This window comes from Paenibacillus nasutitermitis, from assembly GCF_014641075.1.
In the GTDB taxonomy this organism is placed as follows: Bacteria; Bacillota; Bacilli; order Paenibacillales; family Paenibacillaceae; genus Paenibacillus_Z; species Paenibacillus_Z nasutitermitis.
In genome coordinates, this window is sequence record NZ_BMHP01000003.1 from 1,105,657 (window position 1) to 1,130,624 (window position 24,968).

Sequence of the window (24,968 nt, forward strand, 5' to 3'; positions counted from 1 at the left end):
CACGTATCAATCAATGTCCAGACATCATCGCTGCCTTGGCTTCCCCGCCCATCGCTTCGCCTTCTTCTTCGGCTTTCGGCTTTGATTTGCGGAGAATCAGCGCAAGTGCAACGCCTCCCACGGCTACCCACGCGGTCAGGAAATAAGTATCCCCGAATGCGGACACGAGCGCTGTCAACGGATTTTCCGATGTCGGCATATAGTGCGTAACCTGCGAGGACAGATATCCCGTAAGTCCCGCTACGGAGAAGGACACCATAACTTGCTGTGCAGCTGTCGTAAGCGGCGTAACGCGGCCCACGAGCCGGCGCGGCGCGGCCTGCAGTACATGCGTGTTGATCGGCATCATGGACAGCCCCATACCCGCTCCCACCAATATCAAGGTCCAGATAATATATCCCTTGCTCGTGTCGATACCGACTTGCGACAGCATGAACAGAGCAACCGAGACGAAAGCAAGTCCCGTCATCGCAAGCGGCCTTGCCCCGATCTTGTCGAACAGGCGGCCGCCAAGCGGCATCATAACGGCGGTTGCGAGCACTTGCGGCAGTGAGAACAAGCCTGCTTCCAGCGGACTGTACCCCATCACTCTCTGGAGGAAGAAAGGAACGAGTACGAAGGAGCCGAACAGTGCGATTTGCGACAACCAGCTGACCAGGATGCCGCGCGTGAAATCGGAGGAACCGAACACGCGGAGCTCAAGCAGCGGCTGTTTATGAAGCAATTCCACGATAATAAAGAGAATCAGCGCTACTCCGCCGACAATGAGGCCCGTAAGCGTGGAAGCCGAACCCCAGTCCTTGCCGCCTTCGCTTACGCCGAACGCCAGCATGGCGAAGGCGACCGGCGCGAGCAGTATGCCCAGGAAATCCAATTGGGGAACCGATTTGCGCTCAATATTCGGCAGAAACTTCATTCCTACCAGAATCGCAATGATTCCGATCGGCAGGTTGATCAGGAACACCCATTGCCAGGTGGCATATTCCACCAGCCAGCCGGACAGTACAGGACCAAGCGCGGGACCAAGCATCATCGGTATGCCGAGCATCCCCATTACGGCGCCAGTCTTGCCCGGAGGCGCCAGCCGGAACACCATCGCCATCCCGATCGGCGCTACCATCCCGCCGCCAAGCCCCTGAAGCACGCGGTAAATAATCAATTGGCTGGGCGTCGTCGCCAAGGCGCATAGGCCCGATCCAATCGTGAACAGGGCGATGGTGATCAGGAACACCCTTTTCGCTCCGAACCGGTCCGTCAGCCAGCCCGCCAGCGGAATAACGGCGGACAGAGCCAGCGTGTACGCCGTGATGGACCATTGCATCGTATTCACGTCCGTGTGAAAGTAGTCAACCAATGTCGGCAAAGCGACGTTGACTACCGTGCTGTCCAGAATAACCATAATCATGCCGACGATCACTGCAAGCAGCGGACCGATAATCGTTTTGATGGAAAACGGTTGTTCGGCGGCATTTGTCGTACTTGTTGACATTATTTCCACTCCCTCAATCCTTAATCGACATTGGTAATCTCTATCGGCCCAAGTCTCGTATCAACTTATCACCGATTTATGAACTCATTATGAACGGAAAGCAATGTCGGGTGGGATTTTCATAGAACAATCCGAAAAACCGTGCAGGGGCATTCCGCATTAGAAAAATTCATAAAGTCCATCCTTAAAATATGTATGGTCCAGTTCACTTAAAATCTTCATGCCGTATCCTTCAAAGAAGACCTCTATCCCCGATTCAATTTCAAAAGCGTTGGGCGTAAGGTCTCTCCTTCAAAATATTGCAATAACGCCCCGTTCTGTTTGTTGTTATTCTGTTCTGCGGTCTGGTAAACACCGGGAACAGGCAGCTATGTGCTCAAGACGGTGCCAAACGCGAAGCTCGTCATGCTGCCTGCCGTTCACCTGCCGAATGTGGAGTTTCAGGCCCAATTCCTAAGCGCCGTGTTCGAATTTCTGCAATCGAAATAAAGCTGCATTCTCTGATATAGAAGCACTATCCTGCCGTTAGCGGTGATGATAACGACTTCACAAAGTATTCGATTTCCACATTCGATATAGTCCAACAATTAAAAAGCTAAAAGCAATTATTTCTATAATTCTGGGAAGCAGGCTAAAGCCGGCTACTAATTCGCCAAGAGTCATACCGAATGGTGGGGGAGTATTGCTTTCAATCAATGAATCCATGTAGTTCCGAATAAACGGGGAATAAACATAAGGGGATATCTGATGGACAATTAAGATGAGGAAGAAATAAAAACCTGCAATAAAAGAATATTTTCTACATTGTATCAGTCCAAATAGAAACAAAGCCAAGTAAATAACAGTAAGTGAAATACTCATCATATTTAACAAAACGATCACCTCCTGAACCTATATATTACCATATTCTTCATTGTAGTTTTTAACTATCCTCTCTATGGAGAATCACTTTAGGTGGAGGTCCGATAAACGCTAGCTCCACTATCCCACATTAACAAAACGAAGGGCTACCACATGGCAGCCCTTCGTTTTGTTATTGAACTTTATTGTCCTGTTCGTTCACTCTCTAACCCGACAACAATTTTTTCTCCAATGCTCGTCGGCAATCATTCGGCTAATGCTCTTGTCATCCCACATTGGATGGCCTGTCATGTGGGTATAGCTTCCGAATAATGACCGTGACAATAACTTTATTCCACTAACCTGAAAGAAGCCACGATTTACGCGGCATTTAATGAAATAAGTTCTTGCCAACCGACACATGGCTGTGACACGTCAGGTTAAGAGATCCTGAGCTCTTTTCGTTTATACAATTAAAACGTATTATATACATTTTCACATTCTTCCGCGGTCGGTTCATAAAAACAGTGCTTCTTCCATCGTCCTACGAGCGGCTGGTTATACCATGTTGGCGGACATGGCCCGGGATTTTCGAATGATCCTGGACGGAAATACCATAGGGAGAATTTGCCTGGCCAATTCCGCTCCCCATTCACAGCCCGCTGCGCCAGACGGCGTTCCCTCTCTCTTGCGTTTTGATAGTACATACCATGTTGCAATGCTTCGAACGCATGCGGCTGGTTGATCATTTGGGGAATTGTCCGGATTTCTTTAAAATCGGAACAATTCGCTCTTATTCGGTTAATGCCAACATTTCCAACAAGGAGCATGCCCATTTCACCTTCGGTCTCAGCTTCAGCTCGAAGTAACCGTGCCAACATATTAATATCCTGTTCCCTGGCTTTTACGACTGCCATTGGCTCACCTCTTTAGGTTTCTAGACCTATCATATTGTAGGCGAAGCGGAAGTGTTACTCTGGCCAAATAATTTCTAAAAAGTTCAGTCTGCCTATACGCTCACCTATAACATCCTCTTCACATAGTTCGATGACTTCGTATATGGCATTTATCGCCCTTTCCAATTGGACAAAGCTTAATGATCAATCATAATGGCGGCTGCACCAATAACAACTTCCCAAGCTGGATCACCGTTTGATCATACCAATCTGGATGCTGCCGAACATGCTCTCTGCTTCGTTCATTGCCGCATGCCTCAAACACGGCCGCTTTGTCTGTCTTCTCGGTATCGATTTCGAAGCGAACCGTATGTTTCCCATTTGGGAGCTCCGGCAAGAATACATACTGATTTCGATTATGATCGTTGTGTGGTGTGAATCGATCGACAAGAAAGTGTTCTCCACCATCCACCGACACCTTCAATCTGCCAGAATCAGGCCCCCCGATATCGAATAACCCGATATGGGTTCCCTCGAACTGCACCGTGATAGCCTCTCCAGGATCGACTGCTCGCCATAGGCCAGGAAACAACCAATTGTACTCGCGCACTAAAGCAAAACCATCAGGAGTCATGTAAGACCATCCTGCGGAAAAATGAGTAAGACTATCCAGTGGCAGCATGGTCGCATACTCCCAAGGATTAGCCGGGACCAAAGGATTCTGAGGCAAGTGATGTTCCAACCTTCCGAGGTGATCTCGGAGCTTGCTAATTTCCACAAATGACCGGGTGATCGTATCCGTGTAAATCTGGTGTCCTTCGGGAATTGTCGGATGGATCGAATCATGCGTAAAAATAACGGCTTCGGGATTGGACTGGTCTGCCCTTGAGGTGAAAATAAGCTTTCCCTCGGACACCAAATGACCGACCACTACGCCCAGATGAATCGAAGGAATACCGTAATAATCGGCCACTTCCTCTTGCATTAGAGCCCCTTTCTGGTATTCTCCAGACTGAAATCCGACCACATCCCGCTCCTTCAGCGTATAAACGAACAGGATATCGGTAAACCGGCTCCGCTTGCGGATCTGACGGACAATTCCTTCGATCCGCGCCTGGGATTCGGGAACTCCGCCATCGTTACCAACAAATTCAACAAACACCAGATCAGGCTGATGACGTAGCACATCTGTCTCCAAACGGGCGCAGCCCAAGTCCGATCCTGTCCCGGAAATGCCTGCATTCACAGAGCGGATATCCGCATTGGGATATTGCCCCCGAAGCCAATCCGCCGTCATGACCCTGTATCCCTCAGAACGCGTATTACTGCCGCCAAAATAGACGATTGTTACTGTATCCCCATTTTCCAACTTATGAATTACATTAGGGAGCCCTCTTCGAGGGAATAATTCCTTCATCGCGACTTCACCTGACCTCACTTATCGTTTTAGGAGCAAACCATTTTACGGCAAACACTTCATAATAAGGAGAACCATAAGTTGCGCAGAAATTAATCCGGGTTCGGGTTACACGTTTCGCATCCACCTTATGTTTATTCAACGTAAGATAATTCCCGCGGATTTTAATTTCACTCTCGGTTCCGTCTTCTAAGGTCAAGGTCATATCATAATCTTGGATAAGCGGCTCGATAGGATCGTCGAAATGCTCCAAATTCAGCTGTGAATTGAAAACAAGATGGATTTCGTCTACATTTTTGGGGCTTGCAAAACAGAATTCCAACCATTCCTGTCCTTCCGTGCGTTCAGAAATCCAGCCGTTCGGCAGACCATAAGGTCTGGAGAAGCCGTTGACGACATTCTCGGGATTATACATATTCTGGGATGGCAGCAGATCCTTGAAGCAAATGCACTTATTGAATTTCTTCAGCCTGGACGGCTCTTCCGGCCTATATTGGAAGCTGACCGCTCCTGTCATTTTCTCTTCATTGCCATATACGGCAAGGCTCGCCGTACCTTCCAATACAATGTAGATTTTGTCGTCAGCCGGTTTCTTGCAGCTGAGGTCCAGCGTAATCCAGTCGTCATGACCGGCTGCAATAACCACGCGGTAGTCTTTCAACCCACTTGCGGGAATGTAGTTTTCCTTCCGTTCCCCGCCAAACACCTTCACATGCAGAGTTTCCGAATGCCCGGACCTATTTTTAACTTTGATCCGTACGCTTTCAGCCACGGATGTCTGAATCGGCAAGACCAAACATATCCCTTTCTCCAAGGAAATCTCTTCGGTTGGATGAAGATTGTCATAGCTGCGCTGAGACGAAGCGCGAATAGTTAATCCGTCGGCGAAGTAAGGATCCAATTCCTCTTGAAGCCCTACAATCGTTTGCCCGTCTCGAAGCAGCAGCGCCTGCAGCTCCCCCATATGAGCTTCGACTATGGCCGCGGGGTCTACCTCATATTTCAAGCATAACGAAGCAGCCGTTCCAACCGCCTGCCCCATACAACCGCAGGTTGCCATGACCCTTGTAGATCCGAAAGCCACATGGGTAGCACTTATATTGCGGCCAGCGAACATGAGATTAGGAATATTTCGCGAATATAAACTGCGGAAAGGGATATTGTACAATCCAGGCACGAAATTCCATGCTGTAGCCGGCCCCTCATCGTAGATGCCCTTATTAGCATGTAAATCCATATACCATCCTCCGACGGATACAGCATCTTCGAAATGCGGCTTTGCTGTAAGATCGTTCTGAGACAACATGTGTTCCCCTATAAACCGCCTCGATTCCCGCTTTCCCGGAATCGGGCATACATAATCCAAGATGAGATTGTCAACATCATCAAATTCCCCGCTATTTTTGATATAATCCCAAATCCCGTACACCAATTTCCGCAGTTCCAATGCGATGTCTTCATTATTCTTGATAATATCCATATGTCCACCGTATTCCAGCCACCACAATCCGCCAAGCCCGTTGATTTTCCTTGGAAAAGCCCGATGGTTTAAGCCTTTTCTGATACTATCGAAAAAGGCCAACTTCGTAATATCATACGCAAAGCCAGGCCTTTTGTAGGGAACGGAATATTCTACGTCACGGGCTTGAAACAGGATCGTATCGCCCATCGTGTAATGGTCCGCTACTTCAGGAGCCAATTCCTCCTTGTATTCATGCTTCGCTTCTCTCCCCCATCGGAAGAGAGCACCTGCTTGATATCCGACAACTCCATCTCCGGAGCAATCGATGTAGGTTCGGCTTTCAAAACGAAATTTTCTTTCGGAAGCCAATTGAAGGCCCTCCACCCATTTAATTCTGCCGTTCTCCATGCCCGTTTCATGCACGCATGTATTCAGAAATAGAGAAATGTTAGGCTCATCATAAACCATGTCCAACATGACCGTATCCGAAAGCGAAAGCATAAGCTTCTTGTTGTATAACGGATTATAATGAAAAATCTTCAGCTTGAGTTCTTCCACCAACCCGCCCTCGCGTGCATAATAGGATGGACTGTTTCCGAGATATGCCGACCCGTTGATATGAACCCTTACCTCGCTGCTCGCATTTCCTCCAAGAACCGGTCGATCATTAATAAGTGAAACCTGCAGCCCTTGGCGTGCGGCAGCAATGGCAGCGCATATCCCAGCAATACCTCCGCCTACGACGGTTACATCTGCTTTAATAAGCTCCATTTTGATACCTCCATGATTAAATGCTTCTATCATGGTAATCCTTTTGACCCCTTTTTTTTTACATGATTTCGCGAAAAATTCATACATTTTTTTCAACCTTATCTGGATTCATACCGTTTCATTTTTATCCGATATTGCTTAGGAGTATCACCCGCATATTCTTTAAATAATTTGCAAAAATAACCTTCATTGACGATTCCCACTTCCTCGCACAATTCCAATAAAGAATAATCCTGAACATTTAACAGCTCGAGAGCTAATTGAATTTTTTTACGGTTGATGTAGCTGATCACGCCTTCGTTCATTGTTTTTTTGAATAAGCTGCTAAAATACGATGGAGCTAAATTCACTTCCTCGGCAATAGCCTCCAACGTTAATCGCTGTTTCAGATTTTTCTCTATAAAATGCATAGCGCTCATGATTTCTGCACGATGTAATAGTTGGCCGGTGTGTACGTATTCGAATGTGAAGTCGCCAATATAGGCAAGCTGCTCCTGAAATGCCAAAAATTCCAAGGGGAATTCTTCTGCTTCCGCAACCAGCTTGTTCCCCGATTTAAACTTCACGGTAATGTCTCTGTACAAGTCTCTAAGCATCGGCGCCATGATGGACTTATGGATTTTATGGTCCGTAACAAATTGGTTCAGATCAGCGAATGCATTCTCCAGCTCTTCCTTGGAAACCTTCCTTTTCACCCCTATAAGAAAATCAGCCAGCTTCTGCTGAAAGTCTGCTTTTTTGTCATTATGGTATTGGAACCGATGCATGGGTGTTTTTACGACTTTCTCTGAATGATAATAGAAATCCTCACTCACATTTTCAGCTTCCGTGTACGCTTGTTTGATCGATTCCCAGCCTCGGTGCGGACCTCCAAAAGCGACGGATACCCTTTGATTCAAATATTGATGCAAATGAGAGACGATCTGCCCTCCCAATGATTGGCAAGCATATTCCGTTTCCATATCACTGCGGTTATTTTCCCAGGAAAGAAAACCAATGAAGCGATTATCGGACAGATCCGCAGCTATGCCACTGCCACCATTCATCACCGTTTCTTCGATTATATTCGTAATCGCATATTTCAAAATGTTTTGATCAGCCGCTGAGTATTCGTTCCGAAAACTTTCATATGTATCCATTTCAACAATGAAGCAGCAATAGTTGGCCTGAAAGAAATGGAACTGCATGCGATTGGCAAAATCCGATGCCCGATGAGAAGGAATTTCGCCTCGGATAAGCTCGTTAAAAAATTGCTTGCGGACTCTATATTTATTTTCAAGCACGGATACGTTTAACGATTGAAATGCCGCTTCTTTTTTCTTAACCTCATTTAAAATCCCGGCTGCCTTATCTAAAGCCCGATCCAAATCCGCTTCCTTGAGCGGAACCTTAACAATGTACTCCAATACGTTGGCTTGAATAGCTCTCTGGGCGTATTCAAAGGATGAATACGCGGTCAAAAGAATGTATTGGCTATGGGGAAGCTCCGGCTTTAGCTGCTCAATCATGGAGATTCCATCCATTCGCGGCATAACGATATCAGATATGACGATATCCGGCTTAAGCTTTAAAATCTCCTCGATCCCATTCAGCCCATTATTCGCTTTTCCCACTAGAACAAATCGCTTATCCCTATGGGAGAGCTCGTTAAAAAACAATTCCAATCTTTGAATGATTAGATCTTCATCGTCAACAATGAAGCAGGTATAGTCTCTCACCGTTATGCATCTCCTTTTAGCAAGTCTGCCGGGAATAAAGCGCGTACACGGGTTATTTCCTTAGGTATGCTAATAATTTGAAGCCCGAATTGTTCTCCGTAGTGAAGCCTTATTCGGCCATGAATATTATTTAACCCGATTCTTTTTCTCTTTACTTCCACGTCACTTGGTGCAGAAATTAAAATATGCTTTATTTTATCGGCTGGGATTCCCTCGCCTAGATCAATGACTTCTATGATGACGATTCCGCCCTCCGTGTAAGCATGAATCGTGATCGGGCCTTCGATCCCCCCTCCGTTATAGCCATGAAAGATGCTATTCTCCACAAGGGGCTGAAGCAGCATTCGAAAAACCGGAAAATCCATTAACCCCGCTTCGATATTTTCGATCAATTGGAAGTTTCTGTTGTACCGGATGTTCTGGATCTCGATATAGTCCGCTACGTTTCGTAGTTCCTGACGCAAGGAAACTTTCTCTGAAGCGTCATCTATCCCGTATTCCAATAATGAAATGAGCGACCCGATCACCACATCTACTTTCTCTATTTGTCCGAGACGTATAACATTGCTGATGGAACCAAGCGTGTTATACAAAAAATGAGGGTTGATTTGCGACTGCAGCACTTGAATCTCCAGCTTTCGCTCAAGCTCATTATGAAGCTCCGCTCGCCGAATCAGTTCCACAATTTGCTGCAGCATACGGTCGAAAGCGCGGGAGAGATCTCCGAACTCATCGTTTCGGTTAATCGTTATTGTCGTTGTGAGGATACCTTGTTCCACCCGTTTCATTTTAGTTTTGAGCAAATAGAGCGGATTTCTTATATACTTGGCAATTAAAAAGGAAATGAACAAACTTAAGAGAAGACCTGCGGCTAGAAGCTCGATATAATAGGTTTCCAGCCTGGACAGCGCCGCTTTCAAGCGTGATTCATCGTTAATTGAGATGATGGTCCAATTGAATTTCTCCGTCGGTTTTTTCAGAAGGGAGACCGGCAAACCATCCTTGGTGTGCAGTTGAAGGCTTGTTTCTGCCGTATCCAGAATATGTTCCGCTGACGTTTCCCCGATTGAAAACGTATGATCCTGAATATTCAGCGGTCCTCTATTCTCCGAAAATCCGGCAATGATCTTACCCGATGCGGTGATCAGAGCCAAATTCATTTGTTCTTGTTTATTAATCTTGAACAAGGTTTCTTCAATGGCATTCAGATCCAAATCTACCGCAATGGCCATCGGAAACGGAGCCCCGTTCAGATATCGAACCATCGTAACTGTCCAGCCGGAATACTTGGATTTATAAGGATCGCTGACGAAGGTCGTCCTTCTGTTCTTGTCGGCCGCATCAAATAAAGGCTCTCTTTCCGGTAAAGATTCATCGAATATGCGGGTAGGCGTGCTTCCGCCTATAATGGATAAATCGCTTTTGATCAAATAAATATTACTGACGTAATTACTGTTGAGTTCATATAGCTCTCTTAATTGCTTTTTGATTACTTCCGTATTGTCAAGGTTGGCTTTCACCGATGTTTCGACCGAGAACAGGATCGTCTGGAAGGAGGAAAAATTAACGGTGAAATACTGATCGACCTTGTCAAGTATTTGGTTGGTGTAGTAGATGTCATTGGTTCTTATTTCCTTTTGGACATAACGATAGGACAATTGGCTTATCAAGATTATGCAGCCTAATACAAACGCAAACACGATAAAAAATAATTTTAAAGGCAAGCTGATTCTTCTTCGCATTGCTCATCTTCCTTTTAAGTCCGTATTAAAATGACAATAAAGAGAGGGGCTGCGAATAGCCACTCTCTTCGTTCATTTACTTGATTAAGCCTGCTTCTTTAAATTGCTTGATTGCTGTTTCCTTATATTTCTGCATATCAAACTTGGTATCCAACGTTTGGAGGAAATTGTCCCAATTGGATAGCGGGTCTTTGCCTGTCATAAATTTGACTAAGCTTTCATTAATGAAACGCGAACGGTCAGTGGCCAAGGTATCGCTAGGGTCTGCGGTCAATAAGTTTCCAGGCAGCGTTGGCCCCACATATTTCTGATTGTTCACGAAAGCTTCTGCCGTCTTAGGATTCTGGAAGCTGAAGTACTCGGCATCGTCACCACGGCGCGGCATTCTGTAATGATCGACCCATAGGTACTTTTCTTTCATTTCCTTCGATAATTCGGAGGTTTTATTTTTGATCTTGCCGTCCACCACATCCCAATGAATTCCTTTGATTCCGTATGCAAAGTTCGGATAGGCTTCTTCGTCCGTAAAGAGGTAATTCAGCATGGACAAGATCCGAATAATTTTGTCCTTATCCGCCTTCTTGGAGATGGCCCATGAATTGCCTTGGAACGACTTTCTCTCTACGATTTGATCGCCGTAAGGACCTTTCATTGGAGGAATCACGATCCATTCCGGCACCTCTCCGCTGATTTCCTTCATTTTCTGCTGATAATCCGGCTCCAGCCTGCGCGCATCCCTGATCATGAAGCCGACTTTCCCCTTAAATAGCTTTTGGTCCAACAAATCAGGCGAGGTCATCGTCACCCAATCGGGGTCTACCACCTTGGCTGCCATCATTTTATTGATGTAAGCAAGCGCTTCTTTCATTTTGGGATCGATAAATAGGAATACCGGTTCATTATCTTTCACTTCAATGGCCGAGGGAGGATTGACGCCAAACATCCACATCAAGCTATCGAAGCCGTAGGTTTGCAAATTGCCCTCTTTATTCATGCCGCCGATGAATCCGTACGTATCGTTTTTGCCGTTTCCGTCCGGGTCTTTCTCTGTGAAGGCTTTCATAACTTCAAACAGCTCGTCAGGTGTCGTTGGCACTTCCATTTTCAGCTTTTTCAACCAATCGTTGCGGATGAAGAAGCTTCGGCTGATACCGTTTACATTATCATAACCTGGAACGCCAATGGTTTTCCCTTGATAGGACATCGCCTCCCAGGAGTCGCTGCTAAAACGTTTCTGCAATTCAGGAAATTGATCCAGATACGGTGTCAAATCCGCAAGAACGCCTTGGTCATAATATTGCGCGAGATCGGACCGACTCTTCAAGAAGATCAAATCCGGGATATCCCCGCCTGCAATAAGCGTATTTAGTTTGGTAGTTGATTGCCCAGCCTGAGGAATCATCATATCCAAGTCGATGTTCATTGCCTTCTCCAGCATTTGCCGTTGAATGTCTTCATCGCGTGGAGGAATCGGAGCGGCAGCGTTGAAAGTGCCTTGGTTAAACATCGTGATTTTCATTTTTTTCGCAAACGCGTTATCCGTGGACGGTGAGCTGTTCGAAGCTGCCGGCTTAACCTCTTCTTGCTCCCCACATCCCGACAATAGCGTTCCCAGCCCTACAATAGCAGCCAGAATAGCAAATGAAATCTTTGTTCTTTGCATATTGACCTCTCCTTTGCTTGTATATTATCACGGTTTCCCCGTAACAACCTAGATAAGAATGGCTTTTTAGCCTTTAATGGATCCCATGAGCATACCCTTAGTAAAATGCTTTTGCATAAACGGATAAACGATCAGAATCGGGACCGTAGACACGACGACAGCAGCCATCTGAACAGCGAACTGGCTAACCGTTCCGGAATTGGCAATCGAATCGGCGCTTTGTGTTGCGACGTTAAGCAAAATGTTGCGCAAGACAACTTGAAGCGGCATTAAATTCGAATCATTGATATACACGATCGCATCGAAATAACTGTTCCAATGTCCCACTGCGTAAAATAGGGAAATCGTGGCGAGGACAGGCAAGGACAGGGGTAAAATGATTTTCCATAACGACTGAAGTTCGCTTGCGCCGTCCACTCTCGCCGATTCCTCGATTTCGGCAGGCAATTGTTCGAAAAAGCCTTTAATAATCACCAGATTAAATGCACTAATGAGATTCGGAATAATCAATACCCATGGACTATTTAGCAACCCCAATGAGCGGATTAACAAATAAGTCGGAATTAACCCCCCGCTAAACATCATGGTAAACACAATGAATATTAAAAACGGGCTGCGTCCCGGCAAATATTTTTTGGATAGCGGGTACGCCGCGATTACCGTAAAGAACACATTTAACGCAGTGCCTACAATCGTTCGAAACAGCGTTATTTTATACGCCTGCCCTATACCATTGGAAATGAATACTTCTTTATAGGCTATAAAGGTAAAGGATTCCGGTATAATAACAATCCCTCTTCTTAACACTTCCGATTCTGGTGTTACCGAAACAGCGACCACATATAAAAAGGGAAGTAAGCAAAGCAGAGATAATATAATAAGAATAAAATAAACGGCTGCTTGCCATATCTTTTCCCCGATCGTCAGCTTAACCATAGCTCCTACCACCTCACCAAATTTGCCCATCGAATTTTTTGGCGAGCTTGTTCGCAGCCAACACTAAAATAAATCCGATGACAGCTTTAAACAATCCCACAGCCGTAGCCAAACCAATCTTAAGACGCTCCAGCCCCTCGCGGTATACCCATGTGTCGATAATATCGATCTTCTCCTGGTTAAAACTGTTGGCAAACATGAAGATTTGATCAAAACCAGCGTCCAGAATATGGCTCAATTTAAGAATCAGCATCAGAATAATGACTCCTCGAATGCCGGGTAAGGTTACATGCCAGAGCTGTCTCCATTTGGAAGCGCCATCAATTCGAGCCGCTTCGTATAGGCTTGGATCAATCCCTGCTAATGCGGCAAGGTACAGGATCGCTCCCCATCCAATGTCCTTCCATATTTCAGATGAGATGACCAGCAGCCTTCCCCAAGCAGGCTCCGTTAGAAAGGAGATGGGCCCAACACCGTTTTCCTTCAAAATCATATTAAAAAGGCCATCTCCCGGGGCTAATAATGCGACCATCAATCCGTAAACAATGACCCAAGATAGAAAATGGGGTAAATAAGTAATGGTTTGCACGATTTTCTTAAACCATTGGGTATGAACTTCATTAAGAAGCAAAGCAAGTGCAATGGGAGCGGAGAAACCGAACAATAGCTTATACAGCGATATAATAATCGTATTTCTCATGATGTCCCAGAAATAAACGCCGTTAATAAAATCTTTAAAATTTTTCAATCCCACCCAAGGGCTATCCCATAACCCCAAAGCCAGATTGTAGTTTTTAAAAGCAATAATGATTCCCGCCAATGGAATGTATTTGAAGACGGCAAAATAAACTAATGCCGGAATTAAAAGAACATACATCACTTTATACTTTCGTATGGAGAGTATCCACGAATTCCGCTTTTTGGAGAGGGGAACGGCGTCCGCTGCCAATTTCGCTTGCATATGATCACCTCGTCTTTATTTATACTTGTATATTAGCATCCCCCTATCAGATAAATTTCTGTAATTTCAAGAATTTCTTATAAGATATTAAGTAAGTACAGCCCTGGATAATTCCAATACAATAGGCAAAAAAATCGGACAGATTGAGCGCAACCGTTTCTGGGCGCTTTCACTTTCAGTCCACGAGTAAGCAGCCACGCCTCCAACGGTGCTAATGTAGCCCCAAGCAATACAATTTCGTTATTCGCTATCGCGTCGATCCTCTCGGTATTCCGCGCGGTCTATAACCGCAAGTTTTAAGGCCATCCGTTACAGGATGGCCTTAGTAAGCGCGCGTTAAATTATATGGTCTTCATTAAATGGAGCAATATCAGGAACACAGGACTTATGCCCATTTGTAGTTAAACTATTCTGTCCGGTGACATGACGAAGCTAACCTATCATGCCGGTCAGCCTCGTCGTGCTGTTTACAGGCGCCGGGTGACAACCCTGCCGCAGCGGCGACGGCGCGGATTGACGCGTGCTCGATCCCCTTTGCTTCAATAATGCTCCATGCCGATTCGGCGATCAGCTTTCTATTTTGTTCGTGGTCCACAATTTTCGGCATTGCAGGCAGAAATGCAAAATAACCCCCTGCGTTTTATAAGACGAGTGGGGGTTATTGACTAATATTACTGATCTTCCATATTTTCTTGAGCTTCAGCTTCATGCAATTGCTGTTTCATCAGATCTAACTGTTCTTTATTTTGCTGGACGATGTCCATATGTTCATGTTGCTGCTCTGCACTAACGAGCGCATTTTCTGCATGAGATATTGTATTGTAAGCTTGCCCAAACAATTCCTCCTCGGGGTGTGACATTGCTTGCTTTACCGCATGATCTGCCTTTTGGACAGAATTGCTTAACAAAGTGCTTGGATGATCCTCTTTCCAACTTGTATCTGAGTGTTTAGCCAATTAAGCTTCTTCCTTTCCTGCTAATTCAGGTAATGTTATTCTACATCTTAGCTTTGTAAAATACCCGGAAAAATATGCATAGACTGGAGCCAATCAGTACCTATGGAATTTCGCGTCCTGAATAAATAGTTGTGTCCAATCTTCAGAGGAAGTAACGCGGGTTATGGCACAAGACGGGATCTTTCTCACTCTGCAGTCAGGTGAGCTTGATTGTCGGGAAATAAATGAGACGCTTGGAGTTCCGCTAAATGAGGAATATAAAAGATGGAACCTGTATGCTGCAAAGCTGTATAACATTCATCAAATCATTCAAGAGCATGGTTTTTTTGATGTTACACAGCATCGCTTCTTCATTAAATCACGTTCGATCAAGAAGAAACGTGGCGGCAAAGCTAATATCGTGGTATTAGCCACGAACAAGTGTGCGTACTGGTTACCCGTGACCGTCAGAAAATGACGTACTCTGGCGTTCTTGGGCGTGGACGTATTCGAACTATAAAATTGGACGAAGCGATTGGTGGTCATCTATCTGACTCAAACGTGCTATGCACGGATTCGTGGAGGGCATTCAGTTCATATGCGAATGTAAAAGGCTTGGCTCATTACCGATTCAAATCCGATGGTAAACAACGTGTCAAAGGTGTGTACCATATCCAAAACGTAAAAAGCTATCATGCACGCTTAAAGAAATGGATGGATCGCTTTAATGGTGTTGCAACAAAGTATTTGCAGAATTATTTAGCTTGGTTTCGTTACTTAGACAGCAAGGAATATGAGAATACCGCATCGAATAAGAAAAATATGTTGGTCAAATCGTGCCTGTTTACTGTGACCGACACGAATACTAAACTTCGGCATAATGTATTTTCCTGCTGAACTGGGCAGTTTAGCTTATTCCAAGAGCGAACTATTAAAACGCAAGAGGGGGCGAAAAATGAAACTTGTTAGTCTATTAGGAATAATCGTAGGGCTTTTTGGCTCCATCTGGCTCGCAATAATTGGAATGCATGATGTTAGTACTTTTGGCTCTGAAACTAGTGAGTACCATAATGGGCTGTTGTTCGTAAAGTATGGTTCGGTGTTCAGTCTGATTTTTCTTGTTACATTGTGGATGATGAATAAACAATATTGGAAAATGTCCTTACTAATCGGTTTTCTTTGTACAGCATTTTCCGTGCTTGGACTATTCAGCATAGGACCATATATTTTTTGGGGTTCAATATTTATCCTAATATTCAGCTTTATCAATGTAATTCGACTAAGAGACGATAATAAGGAATCCGATTAATATGAGAACATAGTTCAGAGAACCGCCTTTTCATTGGGCGGTTTTCTTTTGGTCGATTATCAACATTGAAGTTTAACATAACCATATTTCCAGAAAAAAAGGGAGCCTTCTTTAAACAGAAGGCTCCCTTTAAATTTTGGGGAGGACATGCCCCTCATATCCCGTCATATCCCGTTTCCCCGATATTGCATCCGATACTCGCTCGGCGATTTCCCCGACTTCTGCCGGAAGATCTTGCCGAAATATTTCTCATCCTGAAAGCCGGACTGCTCCGCGATCTGGTAAATCGGGTGATTGGTCGTTTGCAGCAAATGCTGGGCCAGCCTGATATTCATGTCCTGGGCATAAGCGACAAAAGAGATGCCGACAATCTCCTTGAAGCATTTGCTGAAGTAACTGATGCTCATATTGATTTCCTTGCAAATTTCCGCCTGGTTGATTTTCTCGCCCGCGTGTTTGTTGAGCAGATCCACCGACCGGAGAATGGCATGAATGACCTCCTCCGAATACATCGTGTTGCGCAGCAGGCTCAGGGCTTCATGCCGGAACTGCCTGACCCACTCCTTCAAGGCGTTTATCGTCTCCGCAGCGGCGAGCGCTGACTCCATGGACCGAAGCGTTTCCAACACCGGACATGTAACCAGCCAATTGTCCAGCACCCGCCCCAGCAGCTGCTTCCACTCCGCCGCCTGAAGCGACTTGACGGTCGCAGCCAGCATATCTTCCAGAGCTGCATGATCGAGCAGCCAGCCGATCGACCTCCATACCTGCTCCAGATCGGCCTGGTCAGCCGATGCCTCCAGCCCGGGCCCCTCGGCGCCCTGCTTGTCGGAAGGCTGCTCAAACTGCGCGGACACCCGCTGCAGAAGCTCCCTAACAGAATCGTCATCCAGCTGCGTTTTCACAATATAGTCAATGGCTCCCAGCCGCATGGCCCGCTGAAGGAAGTCGAATTCCTGGTGACAGGTCAGCACCACGCAGCGGATATGCGGGTATTTGTCCCGGACGATACCGATGAATTCCAGACCGTCCATGCCCGGCATGGAAATATCTGTGAACAGCAGATCCACCTCTCCCCGGCCAAGCGCTTCCAGCGCTTCTTCCCCCGAGGAAGCTTCCCCTACAAGCCTCATGCCGAACTGCTCGAAGGGCATCATGCTGCGAATGCCTCTACGGACAAGCGGCTCATCCTCCACCAGCAGCGCCTTAATCACGGTAATCCTCTCCCTTCACACGGTCCGGCATCACGATTGCGATGCGGGTTCCCTCATTAACCACGCTTTCAATTGTCATCTCCGCCTGTTGATCATAGTAGACACCCAGCATTTTCCGGACATAATTCAGCCCGATGCCAAGCCCCGTTTTCCTACTGCCTTCTCCCTCCAGCAGCTGGCGGATTTTCTCCGGGGGAATTCCTTTGCCATTGTCCGCAACGGTAATGGAGACGAACCCCGCGTCGGCTCTGCTGATGACCACACGAATATCCCCCTGCTCGCTAAGCAATCCATGATAGAGCGCGTTCTCGACGAGCGGCTGAAGCACAAAACGCGGAATCGGCACATCCGCCAGGCCGGACTCCGCATCCACCTGAACGCTAAAACGATGATCGTAACGAATGTTCTGCAGCTCAATATAATCATGCAGAGCGCCGATCTCCTCGGAGATCGTGACAATCATGCTGCTTTTCCCCAGATTATAATGAAGCACACGGGTGAACACCTTAACGAGGTTAAAAATCTCCGTCTGTCCGTTCGCCCGCGCCAGCCATTGAATGGTATTCAACGAGTTGTGCAGAAAATGGGGATTGATCTGCGACATCAGCTTCTCGACCTCGAGCTCCCCGCGGCGTTTCTCCTTCTGCTCCACCTCCATGATAAGGTCAACGATTTTCTCCCGCATATCCTTGAAGCTGCTGAACAGCATATCGAATTCCTGCAGATGCGTCTGCAAGCCCATCCGCTCGCTCTGATTATGGCTGAACCGCTTGATCTCCCGGTTGATCCGTTGAAGAGGCCGGTACACCATCCTCCAAATATACGATGCGGCGGCAATGGTGACCAGCAGCGACAAAGCAGCCATCAGCATGAATTGCCACTGCCATTGTTTGATTTCCTTCTGGTAATCATGAAGGGAAACAAGCGAATGCAGCGCCCAGCCGCTGGGATTGGAAGAAGTGAACAGCTTGTAGGGTTTAATCGCCGCGGATTGCTCCGCAAACGGGATGCCTGTATGCACAGTTTCCGGGATATCGCTGTACATCACCGTACCTTCGGCATCGACGAGCACCTGTGAAGGCGCAGCGCCAATGATTCCGTCCGAGAGAGAGTGGATCAGTTCGTCGAATTTCGTTTCCAGATACACGTAATAGATATTGTCCGACCGGTATTTGATCGTCCGCGTCAGCGAAACAACCAGCTCGTCATGCCCGGCGAGGGCCGATGGATGGGGGGCATGGAAGGTCAGCTGATTGGCGCCAAACAACGGTTCAAACGACACTTTCCCAAAATCCCCCAATGTATATTCGGTTTTGAGCGGAGCCGATTCGAATTGGATACGGGGGGTGTAATCCGGCAAATAGAAGAACAGCGCATTCACATTGGGATTCGAAAAAATAATATTAGTCAGGGACTTATCGATATTCAGAAACAGATTTGTTTTGTCGAGAGGATCGTTAGTCGTTAAATAATCGATGACATCGGCGCCAAGCCCTCCTTCGACGACCAGCAATTGCGAGACGCTGCTGAGGTTGGTGAAAACCTTCTGGACCGCTTCCTGCTCATTGTTGACGATGGACTGATAGTTTGCGCTGATTTTCTCCAACTGGACTTTATACATCCAATAATAGGAAGTGAAGCCAATCAGCACAATCGGCGTAATGGTAACGATGACCAGCAGAATGCTCAATCTGCCTTTTAATGTACCCGGCCACAGGATATGGTTCCACGGTGTTTTGCCGGCACGCTCCATGACGCGGTCCTCCCTGCTGCAATGATTCTGTTCCCAGTATAAAACACATTCCCCGCTTCGCCTATGCTTCGCAAGCGGATATATCAAAATACGAGCAGACCGGTTGTCTGCCCGTATTCGCTGCTTTCCCGAACCCGCTGCCGCCTTGCTCTTCGCAACTTGATATCCTTATTGTACCTGTAGGCCGGCGGGTTCCAAACGCTTCCCTTTGCTTTCATAGGGTTGTTTTCTTCCACTAGGGGAAAAGCAGGAACAAATTACTGCGGTGATTGGAACAAAAAAAACCCCCGCCTGGAGGTGCACGGGATCTTCCCGCTCCACAACAGTCTTTGCGGCAATGAAAAAGCCGGTATCTGCATCGTGTACAGATACCGGCTCATTAAATTTCAATAATGCGGGTTTATGCTTTCACTGCATTCAGCCATGCCTGGGCGATCAGAGCGCTGCCTGCCGGGGAAGGATGAACGCCATCCGGAGCCCAATAGGCCGGTCCCGTCTGTGTGCTCGCCTGGGCAAACAAGCCGTCAAGCGGCACGTACAGGGCTTTGAACTCGCCGGCAAGCTCGCGGACCGCCTGAATCTTCGGATCCAGATCTTCCCTCCAGCTCTTCTGGGCGTCGTTTACGGGAAGCACAAATGGTTCGACCAGAATCAGATTGACATTCAACTGATCCTTCGCCTGTGTGATCAGCTTGCGGTAAGTGGTTATGTATTCCTCCGTGCTCATCGGAATGCCCCTGTCATAACGGCGCCATGTGTCGTTGATTCCAATATAGACCGACAGCCAGGTCGGCTTCAGATCAAGGCAATCCTGCTGCCATCTGCGCTCCAGATCCACCACCCGGTCCCCGCCGATTCCCCGATTAAGGAAGCGGACCTGCTTCTGCGGATATTTGCTGGTGAACAGTGCGGTCGCAAGATTGGCATATCCACTGCCCAGGCTGTTCCCGTCTTCCCGGTTGCGTCCAGCATCGGTAATACTGTCTCCTTGAAATAATACTATTGCGTTATCATCGATTATGGTCATGATAAACACCTCCGGTACATTATTATACACGTGCCTCTATAGAGTGGGTAGATGAGTATTTTCTTGAAAAAGGGGTCATGCCTTGCGGCGATCCTGCTGCCGAAATCCAAAATACCGCTGTGCATTATGATAACAAATATCCTGTACCATTGTACCCAGCAGCTCGCGGTCATGGGGGGCTTCGCCTTTCTCCACCCAATCGCCAAGCATATCGCAGAGCAGCCTGCGGAAATATTCATGGCGCGTATAGGACAGGAAGCTGCGCGAGTCCGTCAGCATGCCGACAAAACGGCTGAGCAGTCCGATGTTCGCCAGCGTATTCATCTGTACCAGCATGCCATCCTTCGTGTCATTGAACCACCAGGCGGAGCCCAGCTGCATTTTGCCCGCAACGCCGCCTCCCTGAAAGCTGCCCATCACGGTAGCCAGAATCGGGTAGTTGACCGGATCGAGGGAATACAGAATCGTCTTGGGCAGCGCGTTCTCCGTCTCCAGCGCATCCAGCAGTCTGGTGAGCGGATAAGCAACCTGGCTGTCGTTAATGGAATCATAACCCGTGTCAGGACCGAGCCTTGCAAACATCCGGCTGTTATTGTTCCGGGATGCGTTAATATGAAGCTGCATGGCCCAGCCAAGCTTATTGTACTGCCGACCCAGAAACAGCAAGGTCCAGGTCTTGTATTGCTGTTCTTCGAGGTGGCTCACTTCCGCCCCCTGCAACGCTTTCGCGAATATTGCAGCGGCCTCTTCCTCTGTTGCCGCCGCATACGGAACATAATCCAGTGCATGGTCCGATACCCGGCACCCGATGGAATCGAAGAATCGTATACGCGCTTCGAGGGCAGAAAGCAGCTCCCCGTAGCTTGCGATCGGCTGTCCGACGGCTTCGCCCAAACGGTCGATCCAGGGTCTGAAGGTGGCGCGGTTAATCTCCAGGCCTTTGTCCGGACGGAACGAGGGCAGAACCATGGTGTCAAAGCCAGCGTCTTCCTTCAGCTTGATATGGTATTCCAGCGAATCGGCCGGATCATCCGTTGTACAGATGACCTTGACCCTGGAACGGGTAATTAAATCCCGTGCGCCGTATCCCCCGCCGGCCAGCAGCGTATTCACCTTTTCCCAGATGACACCCGCATTCTTGAGATTAATGAGTTCGTCAATGCCGAAGAATCGTTTGAGCTCCAGATGAGACCAGTGATACAAAGGATTACCCAGTGTTACCGGGACGGTAGCGGCCCAGGCATCGAACTTGTTCCGGTCGGGGGCATCCCCGGTTATGAGCTGCTCCTCGACCCCATTGCTTCTTAATGCGCGCCATTTGTAGTGGTCCCCGGACAGCCAGACATCGGTCAGGTTGCGGAACGACTTGTTCTCGTATATTTCCTGCGGACTTAAATGGCAGTGGTAATCAATGATCGGCATGTCCTTGGCAAAGCTGTGATACAGGTCAATAGCCGTCTGATTGTTCAGCAGAAAGTTGTCATCCATAAATGGTTTCATATCCAGCCACTCCCTTTCGGATATTCTAGAACTTCACAAGATCGCTGACTTGAACGGGCAATCCGGTACGTATGGAGCGGTTGGCGGCAATCCCCGTCAGGATCGACATCGCGCCATCGCGATGATCGGCGGCACGGTTGAATTTATCCGGCACCGGCTCGCCGAATACATCGTTGAGCAGTACAGGATCGCCGCCGCCATGACCGCCTTCCCCTTCTTCGACTTTCACCGTATAAGGAGCGTCGAACATCGGATAAATGGTTATCGAGATGCCTTCCACTGCGCCCTCCTGCGCTTTGTCGCCGCCGGAATTAACGTAGGATTTCTCCACAATCGTCATCTCCAGCCGCCCTTTGGTTCCATTAAACGCGATCCGGTAGCCTTCCCAAGGAAGATAAGCATTCAAGGAATACGTCAGAATGGCTCCGCTCTTATATTTCACAAGCACACCCATCGTGTCCTCAATGGAAATGCCGTCGCCGAATACGCTTTGGTCCCGGCGGTAGCCGTCCTCGTGTTCGGCATCCAGATACATCGCCTTCAGATGCTCGTTATCATCCAGATGCAGGGCGAACGGATCGTCCTTCGCCAGCGGATTGCCCGTGGCACGCTCATAGAATTCCGTTACACCGCGGCTCTCTGCATTCTCACGGCCATAGAACATCAGGTCGCCGTAAGCAAATACGGACTTGGGCTCGGAACCAATCCAGAAATTGACCAGATCGAAATGATGGGTCGATTTATGCACCAGCAGCCCGCCGCTGTTGCGTTTGTCCCGGTGCCAGCGGCGGAAATAATCCGCGCCATGTTGCGTGTTCAACAGCCATTCAAAATGGATCGAATTGACGCGGCCGATCGCCCCGTCCATAATCAGCTCGCGCGCTTTCGTATGATGGGGCGCGTAGCGGTAGTTGAAGGTAACTCTCACCTTGCGTCCTGTGCGCTTCACCGCATCGAGAATTTCCTGGAGCTTGTTTTCGTCGACCGTCATCGGCTTCTCCGTCACGACATCACAGCCAAGCTCCATGGCCTGGATCATATAACGATGATGCGTGCGGTCCACCGTTGTGATGATCACGGCATCCGGCCTTTCCTCCCGGATCATCTCCTCAAATTGATCCGCACGGTAGGTACGCACCTCGGGATGATTATATTTGTCCTTTAGCAGCTTGTTCGCATAAGCCATACGGGTCCCGTTGATATCACAGAAGGCAGTCAGCTCGGAGGTTTCCCGGTAATGCAAGGCGAGTGCCCCGTAGAAAAATTCCGCCCTTCCGCCCGTACCGATCAATACATATTTTTTGCGTTGTGCCATTATGCCACCACTTTCATCCAGAATTAAATTCGTTTGTTACGCTTAACTTTAGCGCAAATAAAACGATTTTTCACCGCAGATTATGCTTGAAATGCCCCAAACCCCGCTTATATTGCTATAATCTACATAAAACAAGCGAATGTCATGGGGTGTGAAGGAATCGAATGGGTACCTTGGTTAGAAATAGCTATTATGAGCCTTCTGGAGACTGGGACATGGATTACGTGAAACGCAAAGGTCATTTCTCAATGACGGCGAACCACTTCCATCCTCATTACGAGGTGTATTATTTGTGCGAGGGCGAGCGGATGTATTTTGTGAAGGACCGTTCATACCGGGTCAAAGCGGGCGATCTGGTGTTTATCGGCAGGCAGGTGCTGCACAAAACCTCGGATACCGGAATACCCGATCATGAACGGATCGTCATCAGTCTGCGGCATGAATGGCTGGAGCGGGCCTATCCTGGGGAAACGGCGCTGTTGACGGAGCCTTTCACGCGCGAATGTCCGGTTGTTTCCCTTCCGGCTAGGCAGTTTCCCGAGCTAAAGCGGATCATCAGCGGGATCATGAAGGAAATGCGGGAACAGGAAGCGGGCTATGCGGTCCGCCTTCGTCATGCCATGGTCGAGCTTCTGTTGATGGCAGCGCGCGCTCCTGGCCGGAATGACGAAGGGCCAGCGGTCACGGGCGAAGAAGATTCCCCTATGCATGTACGAATGATTAAGGTCGTTCAATATCTGAACGACCATTACGCGGAGCCGCTGTCCCTGACGGGCGTAGCGCAGCAATTTGACATCAGCTCCTATTATTTAAGCCGCATCTTCAAATCTGCGACAGGGTTTGCATTCACAGAGTATATGAACTTGCTACGCCTGAAGGAAGCCCAGCGGCTGCTGCGCGAGAGCGGGCTTCAAATTACCGAAATCGCGCTCCGAACCGGCTTCGATAATTTCTCCCACTTCGGCAAAGCCTTCAAGAAAATGGCCGGGCTCCCGCCGCGCGCCTACCGCAGCGCCAACCGGCCGCTCCTTACCGGCGGGCAGGAAAGCTAAACAAAACCTTGACGCTCGCGGCGGTACGCACCCGGAGCCTGTCCAGCCTGCCTGCGGAAAACGCGGATAAAATAATTATAATCCGGGATGCCGACCTTCCCGGCGATGACCGGTACGGAATCCCGGGTCTGGACAAGCAGCTTCTTGGCCTCTTCAATCCGCATATATTGCAGGTATTTCATGGGACTCATTCCCGTATGCTTCTTCAGGCAGCGGGTTATATAGTCGAAATGATACGACAGCGCCGCTTCAAGAGCACCGGAGGAGAAAGGCTGCTCCATGCTGCGGCGCAGAAATTTCTCCGCCTCCCTGCTGATCTGCAGCGACTTGGACGGCTGCTGCTCGGCCGCCACGATCGACTGCAGTTGGGTGAACAGCCTGGCCAGATACGAATGCAGCTGAAGCGCGCCGAAAAGCTGTAGGCTGCGGTGCAAGTCTAGCATGGCCTGGAGGGTGGGAATAAGCGGCGCAAGGTCCAGGCCGCTCGCGAATTTGGGAATGAACATATAATGCTCCGCCGGCTCGGTATCCATATCGGTGTTCCTGCTGCGGATCGAGGACCATGGAATATGATCGGCCTTCACCCGTAGCGCCGGTCCCCGATGGACAAAATGAAGCCAGTAAATCTCCGTATCCTCCTCGCAGGCCCGGTATCCGGCATGTGTCCTGCCCGCTTCCAGCACCAGCATTCCCCCTGCTTCAATGGCATACGGCTCCCCGTCTTCCGCCATATACATCGTCCCTCTGGTCACGATCAGCATATCGTAAACCTGAAAGGTCCGCTCAAAATGACAATCCCCGGGCTTCCAGACCGAATGCCCGACGGTCATAAACTGCGGGATTGGCGGTATTGACAGCTGCAGGCAATCCATCCCTATACCCTCCTCCAAAAAGTCGATATCGTCCTATTGAAATCGCTTACGTGCCTATACGGAACAGGTCGGTTGCGATAGATTATAGCTGGGAGA

18 protein-coding genes and 1 pseudogene are annotated in these 24,968 nt (G+C 48.1%); 2 read left to right on the forward strand and 17 right to left on the reverse strand.

Features of this window, described 5'->3' with window-relative positions:
• Positions 1-10 precede the first annotated feature (10 nt).
• From IEY46_RS23695 to IEY46_RS23750, 11 genes are all read right to left on the reverse strand, one after another.
• Positions 11-1,489 (reverse strand): DHA2 family efflux MFS transporter permease subunit, encoded by a 1,479-nt coding sequence (locus IEY46_RS23695; RefSeq protein ID WP_188995679.1) that lies wholly within the window; start codon positions 1,487-1,489, stop codon positions 11-13.
• A gap of 546 nt (positions 1,490-2,035) precedes the next feature.
• Positions 2,036-2,362: a hypothetical protein gene (locus tag IEY46_RS23700; RefSeq protein WP_188995681.1), complete on the reverse strand. Its 327-nt coding sequence runs from the start codon at positions 2,360-2,362 to the stop codon at positions 2,036-2,038.
• Between the two features lie 440 nt (positions 2,363-2,802).
• Positions 2,803-3,246, reverse strand: coding sequence for a cell wall hydrolase (locus tag IEY46_RS23705; RefSeq protein WP_188995683.1), 444 nt, complete (start codon positions 3,244-3,246; stop codon positions 2,803-2,805).
• A 187-nt stretch (positions 3,247-3,433) separates the two neighbouring features.
• Positions 3,434-4,642 carry an SGNH/GDSL hydrolase family protein gene (locus IEY46_RS23710; RefSeq protein WP_188995685.1) on the reverse strand — a complete coding sequence of 403 codons (1,209 nt, stop codon included), beginning with the start codon at positions 4,640-4,642 and terminating at the stop codon, positions 3,434-3,436.
• 7 nt (positions 4,643-4,649) lie between these two features.
• Positions 4,650-6,875 (reverse strand): FAD-dependent oxidoreductase, encoded by a 2,226-nt coding sequence (locus IEY46_RS23715; RefSeq protein ID WP_188995688.1) that lies wholly within the window; start codon positions 6,873-6,875, stop codon positions 4,650-4,652.
• Between the two features lie 98 nt (positions 6,876-6,973).
• On the reverse strand, positions 6,974-8,593 hold the full coding sequence (locus IEY46_RS23720) for a response regulator transcription factor (protein WP_188995690.1): 1,620 nt from the start codon (positions 8,591-8,593) through the stop codon (positions 6,974-6,976).
• A 2-nt stretch (positions 8,594-8,595) separates the two neighbouring features.
• Positions 8,596-10,335: a sensor histidine kinase gene (locus tag IEY46_RS23725; RefSeq protein WP_188995692.1), complete on the reverse strand. Its 1,740-nt coding sequence runs from the start codon at positions 10,333-10,335 to the stop codon at positions 8,596-8,598.
• 76 nt (positions 10,336-10,411) lie between these two features.
• On the reverse strand, positions 10,412-11,998 hold the full coding sequence (locus IEY46_RS23730) for an extracellular solute-binding protein (RefSeq protein WP_188995694.1): 1,587 nt from the start codon (positions 11,996-11,998) through the stop codon (positions 10,412-10,414).
• A 66-nt stretch (positions 11,999-12,064) separates the two neighbouring features.
• Positions 12,065-12,934, reverse strand: a complete 870-nt coding sequence (locus IEY46_RS23735; protein ID WP_188995696.1) for a carbohydrate ABC transporter permease — start codon at positions 12,932-12,934, stop codon at positions 12,065-12,067.
• 13 nt (positions 12,935-12,947) lie between these two features.
• Positions 12,948-13,895, reverse strand: coding sequence for an ABC transporter permease (locus IEY46_RS23740; protein WP_188995698.1), 948 nt, complete (start codon positions 13,893-13,895; stop codon positions 12,948-12,950).
• A 671-nt stretch (positions 13,896-14,566) separates the two neighbouring features.
• Positions 14,567-14,851 (reverse strand): hypothetical protein, encoded by a 285-nt coding sequence (locus IEY46_RS23750; protein ID WP_188995701.1) that lies wholly within the window; start codon positions 14,849-14,851, stop codon positions 14,567-14,569.
• A 373-nt stretch (positions 14,852-15,224) separates the two neighbouring features.
• On the opposite strand from IEY46_RS23750, the pseudogene IEY46_RS23755 reads away from it, so the two are divergent.
• A pseudogene (locus tag IEY46_RS23755) lies at positions 15,225-15,727 on the forward strand (IS1595 family transposase); the annotation flags it as partial.
• A 576-nt stretch (positions 15,728-16,303) separates the two neighbouring features.
• On the opposite strand, the gene IEY46_RS23760 reads toward IEY46_RS23755, so the two are convergent.
• The 5 genes from IEY46_RS23760 to IEY46_RS23780 form a co-directional block, all read right to left on the reverse strand.
• Complete coding sequence (locus tag IEY46_RS23760; RefSeq protein WP_188995703.1) at positions 16,304-17,353, reverse strand: response regulator transcription factor; 1,050 nt, start codon at positions 17,351-17,353, stop codon at positions 16,304-16,306.
• A complete protein-coding gene (locus IEY46_RS23765; protein WP_188995705.1) occupies positions 17,346-19,106 on the reverse strand; it encodes a sensor histidine kinase in 1,761 nt (586 codons plus the stop codon). The genes IEY46_RS23760 and IEY46_RS23765 overlap by 8 nt, the downstream gene beginning before the upstream one ends.
• A 400-nt stretch (positions 19,107-19,506) precedes the next feature.
• On the reverse strand, positions 19,507-20,133 hold the full coding sequence (locus tag IEY46_RS23770) for an SGNH/GDSL hydrolase family protein (protein ID WP_188995707.1): 627 nt from the start codon (positions 20,131-20,133) through the stop codon (positions 19,507-19,509).
• Between the two features lie 75 nt (positions 20,134-20,208).
• Positions 20,209-21,633 (reverse strand): glucuronate isomerase, encoded by a 1,425-nt coding sequence (gene uxaC / locus IEY46_RS23775; RefSeq protein ID WP_188995709.1) that lies wholly within the window; start codon positions 21,631-21,633, stop codon positions 20,209-20,211.
• Between the two features lie 25 nt (positions 21,634-21,658).
• A complete protein-coding gene (locus IEY46_RS23780; protein ID WP_188995711.1) occupies positions 21,659-22,948 on the reverse strand; it encodes a Gfo/Idh/MocA family oxidoreductase in 1,290 nt (429 codons plus the stop codon).
• A 215-nt stretch (positions 22,949-23,163) separates the two neighbouring features.
• On the opposite strand from IEY46_RS23780, the gene IEY46_RS23785 reads away from it, so the two are divergent.
• Positions 23,164-24,000 carry a helix-turn-helix domain-containing protein gene (locus IEY46_RS23785; RefSeq protein WP_229750488.1) on the forward strand — a complete coding sequence of 279 codons (837 nt, stop codon included), beginning with the start codon at positions 23,164-23,166 and terminating at the stop codon, positions 23,998-24,000.
• On the opposite strand, the gene IEY46_RS23790 is transcribed toward IEY46_RS23785, so the two are convergent.
• Entirely contained in the window at positions 23,997-24,872 is an 876-nt protein-coding gene (locus IEY46_RS23790) for a helix-turn-helix domain-containing protein (protein WP_188995716.1), read from the reverse strand. The two genes, IEY46_RS23785 and IEY46_RS23790, sit on opposite strands and share 4 nt — an antisense overlap.
• Positions 24,873-24,968: the final 96 nt, after the last annotated feature.

Excerpts from the sequence above, each read along its gene's own strand:
- IEY46_RS23695 (WP_188995679.1), bottom strand. The coding sequence starts at position 1,489 with ATGTCAACAAGTACGACAAATGCCGCCGAACAACCGTTTTCCATCAAA.
- IEY46_RS23705 (WP_188995683.1), bottom strand. The coding sequence starts at position 3,246 with ATGGCAGTCGTAAAAGCCAGGGAACAGGATATTAATATGTTGGCACGG.
- IEY46_RS23710 (WP_188995685.1), bottom strand. The coding sequence starts at position 4,642 with ATGAAGGAATTATTCCCTCGAAGAGGGCTCCCTAATGTAATTCATAAG.
- IEY46_RS23715 (WP_188995688.1), bottom strand. The coding sequence starts at position 6,875 with ATGGAGCTTATTAAAGCAGATGTAACCGTCGTAGGCGGAGGTATTGCT.
- IEY46_RS23725 (WP_188995692.1), bottom strand. The coding sequence starts at position 10,335 with ATGCGAAGAAGAATCAGCTTGCCTTTAAAATTATTTTTTATCGTGTTT.
- IEY46_RS23730 (WP_188995694.1), bottom strand. The coding sequence starts at position 11,998 with ATGCAAAGAACAAAGATTTCATTTGCTATTCTGGCTGCTATTGTAGGG.
- IEY46_RS23735 (WP_188995696.1), bottom strand. The coding sequence starts at position 12,934 with ATGGTTAAGCTGACGATCGGGGAAAAGATATGGCAAGCAGCCGTTTAT.
- IEY46_RS23740 (WP_188995698.1), bottom strand. The coding sequence starts at position 13,895 with ATGCAAGCGAAATTGGCAGCGGACGCCGTTCCCCTCTCCAAAAAGCGG.
- IEY46_RS23765 (WP_188995705.1), bottom strand. The coding sequence starts at position 19,106 with ATGGAGCGTGCCGGCAAAACACCGTGGAACCATATCCTGTGGCCGGGT.
- IEY46_RS23770 (WP_188995707.1), bottom strand. The coding sequence starts at position 20,133 with ATGACCATAATCGATGATAACGCAATAGTATTATTTCAAGGAGACAGT.
- uxaC (WP_188995709.1), bottom strand. The coding sequence starts at position 21,633 with ATGAAACCATTTATGGATGACAACTTTCTGCTGAACAATCAGACGGCT.
- IEY46_RS23780 (WP_188995711.1), bottom strand. The coding sequence starts at position 22,948 with ATGGCACAACGCAAAAAATATGTATTGATCGGTACGGGCGGAAGGGCG.
- IEY46_RS23785 (WP_229750488.1), top strand. The coding sequence starts at position 23,164 with ATGGATTACGTGAAACGCAAAGGTCATTTCTCAATGACGGCGAACCAC.
- IEY46_RS23790 (WP_188995716.1), bottom strand. The coding sequence starts at position 24,872 with ATGGATTGCCTGCAGCTGTCAATACCGCCAATCCCGCAGTTTATGACC.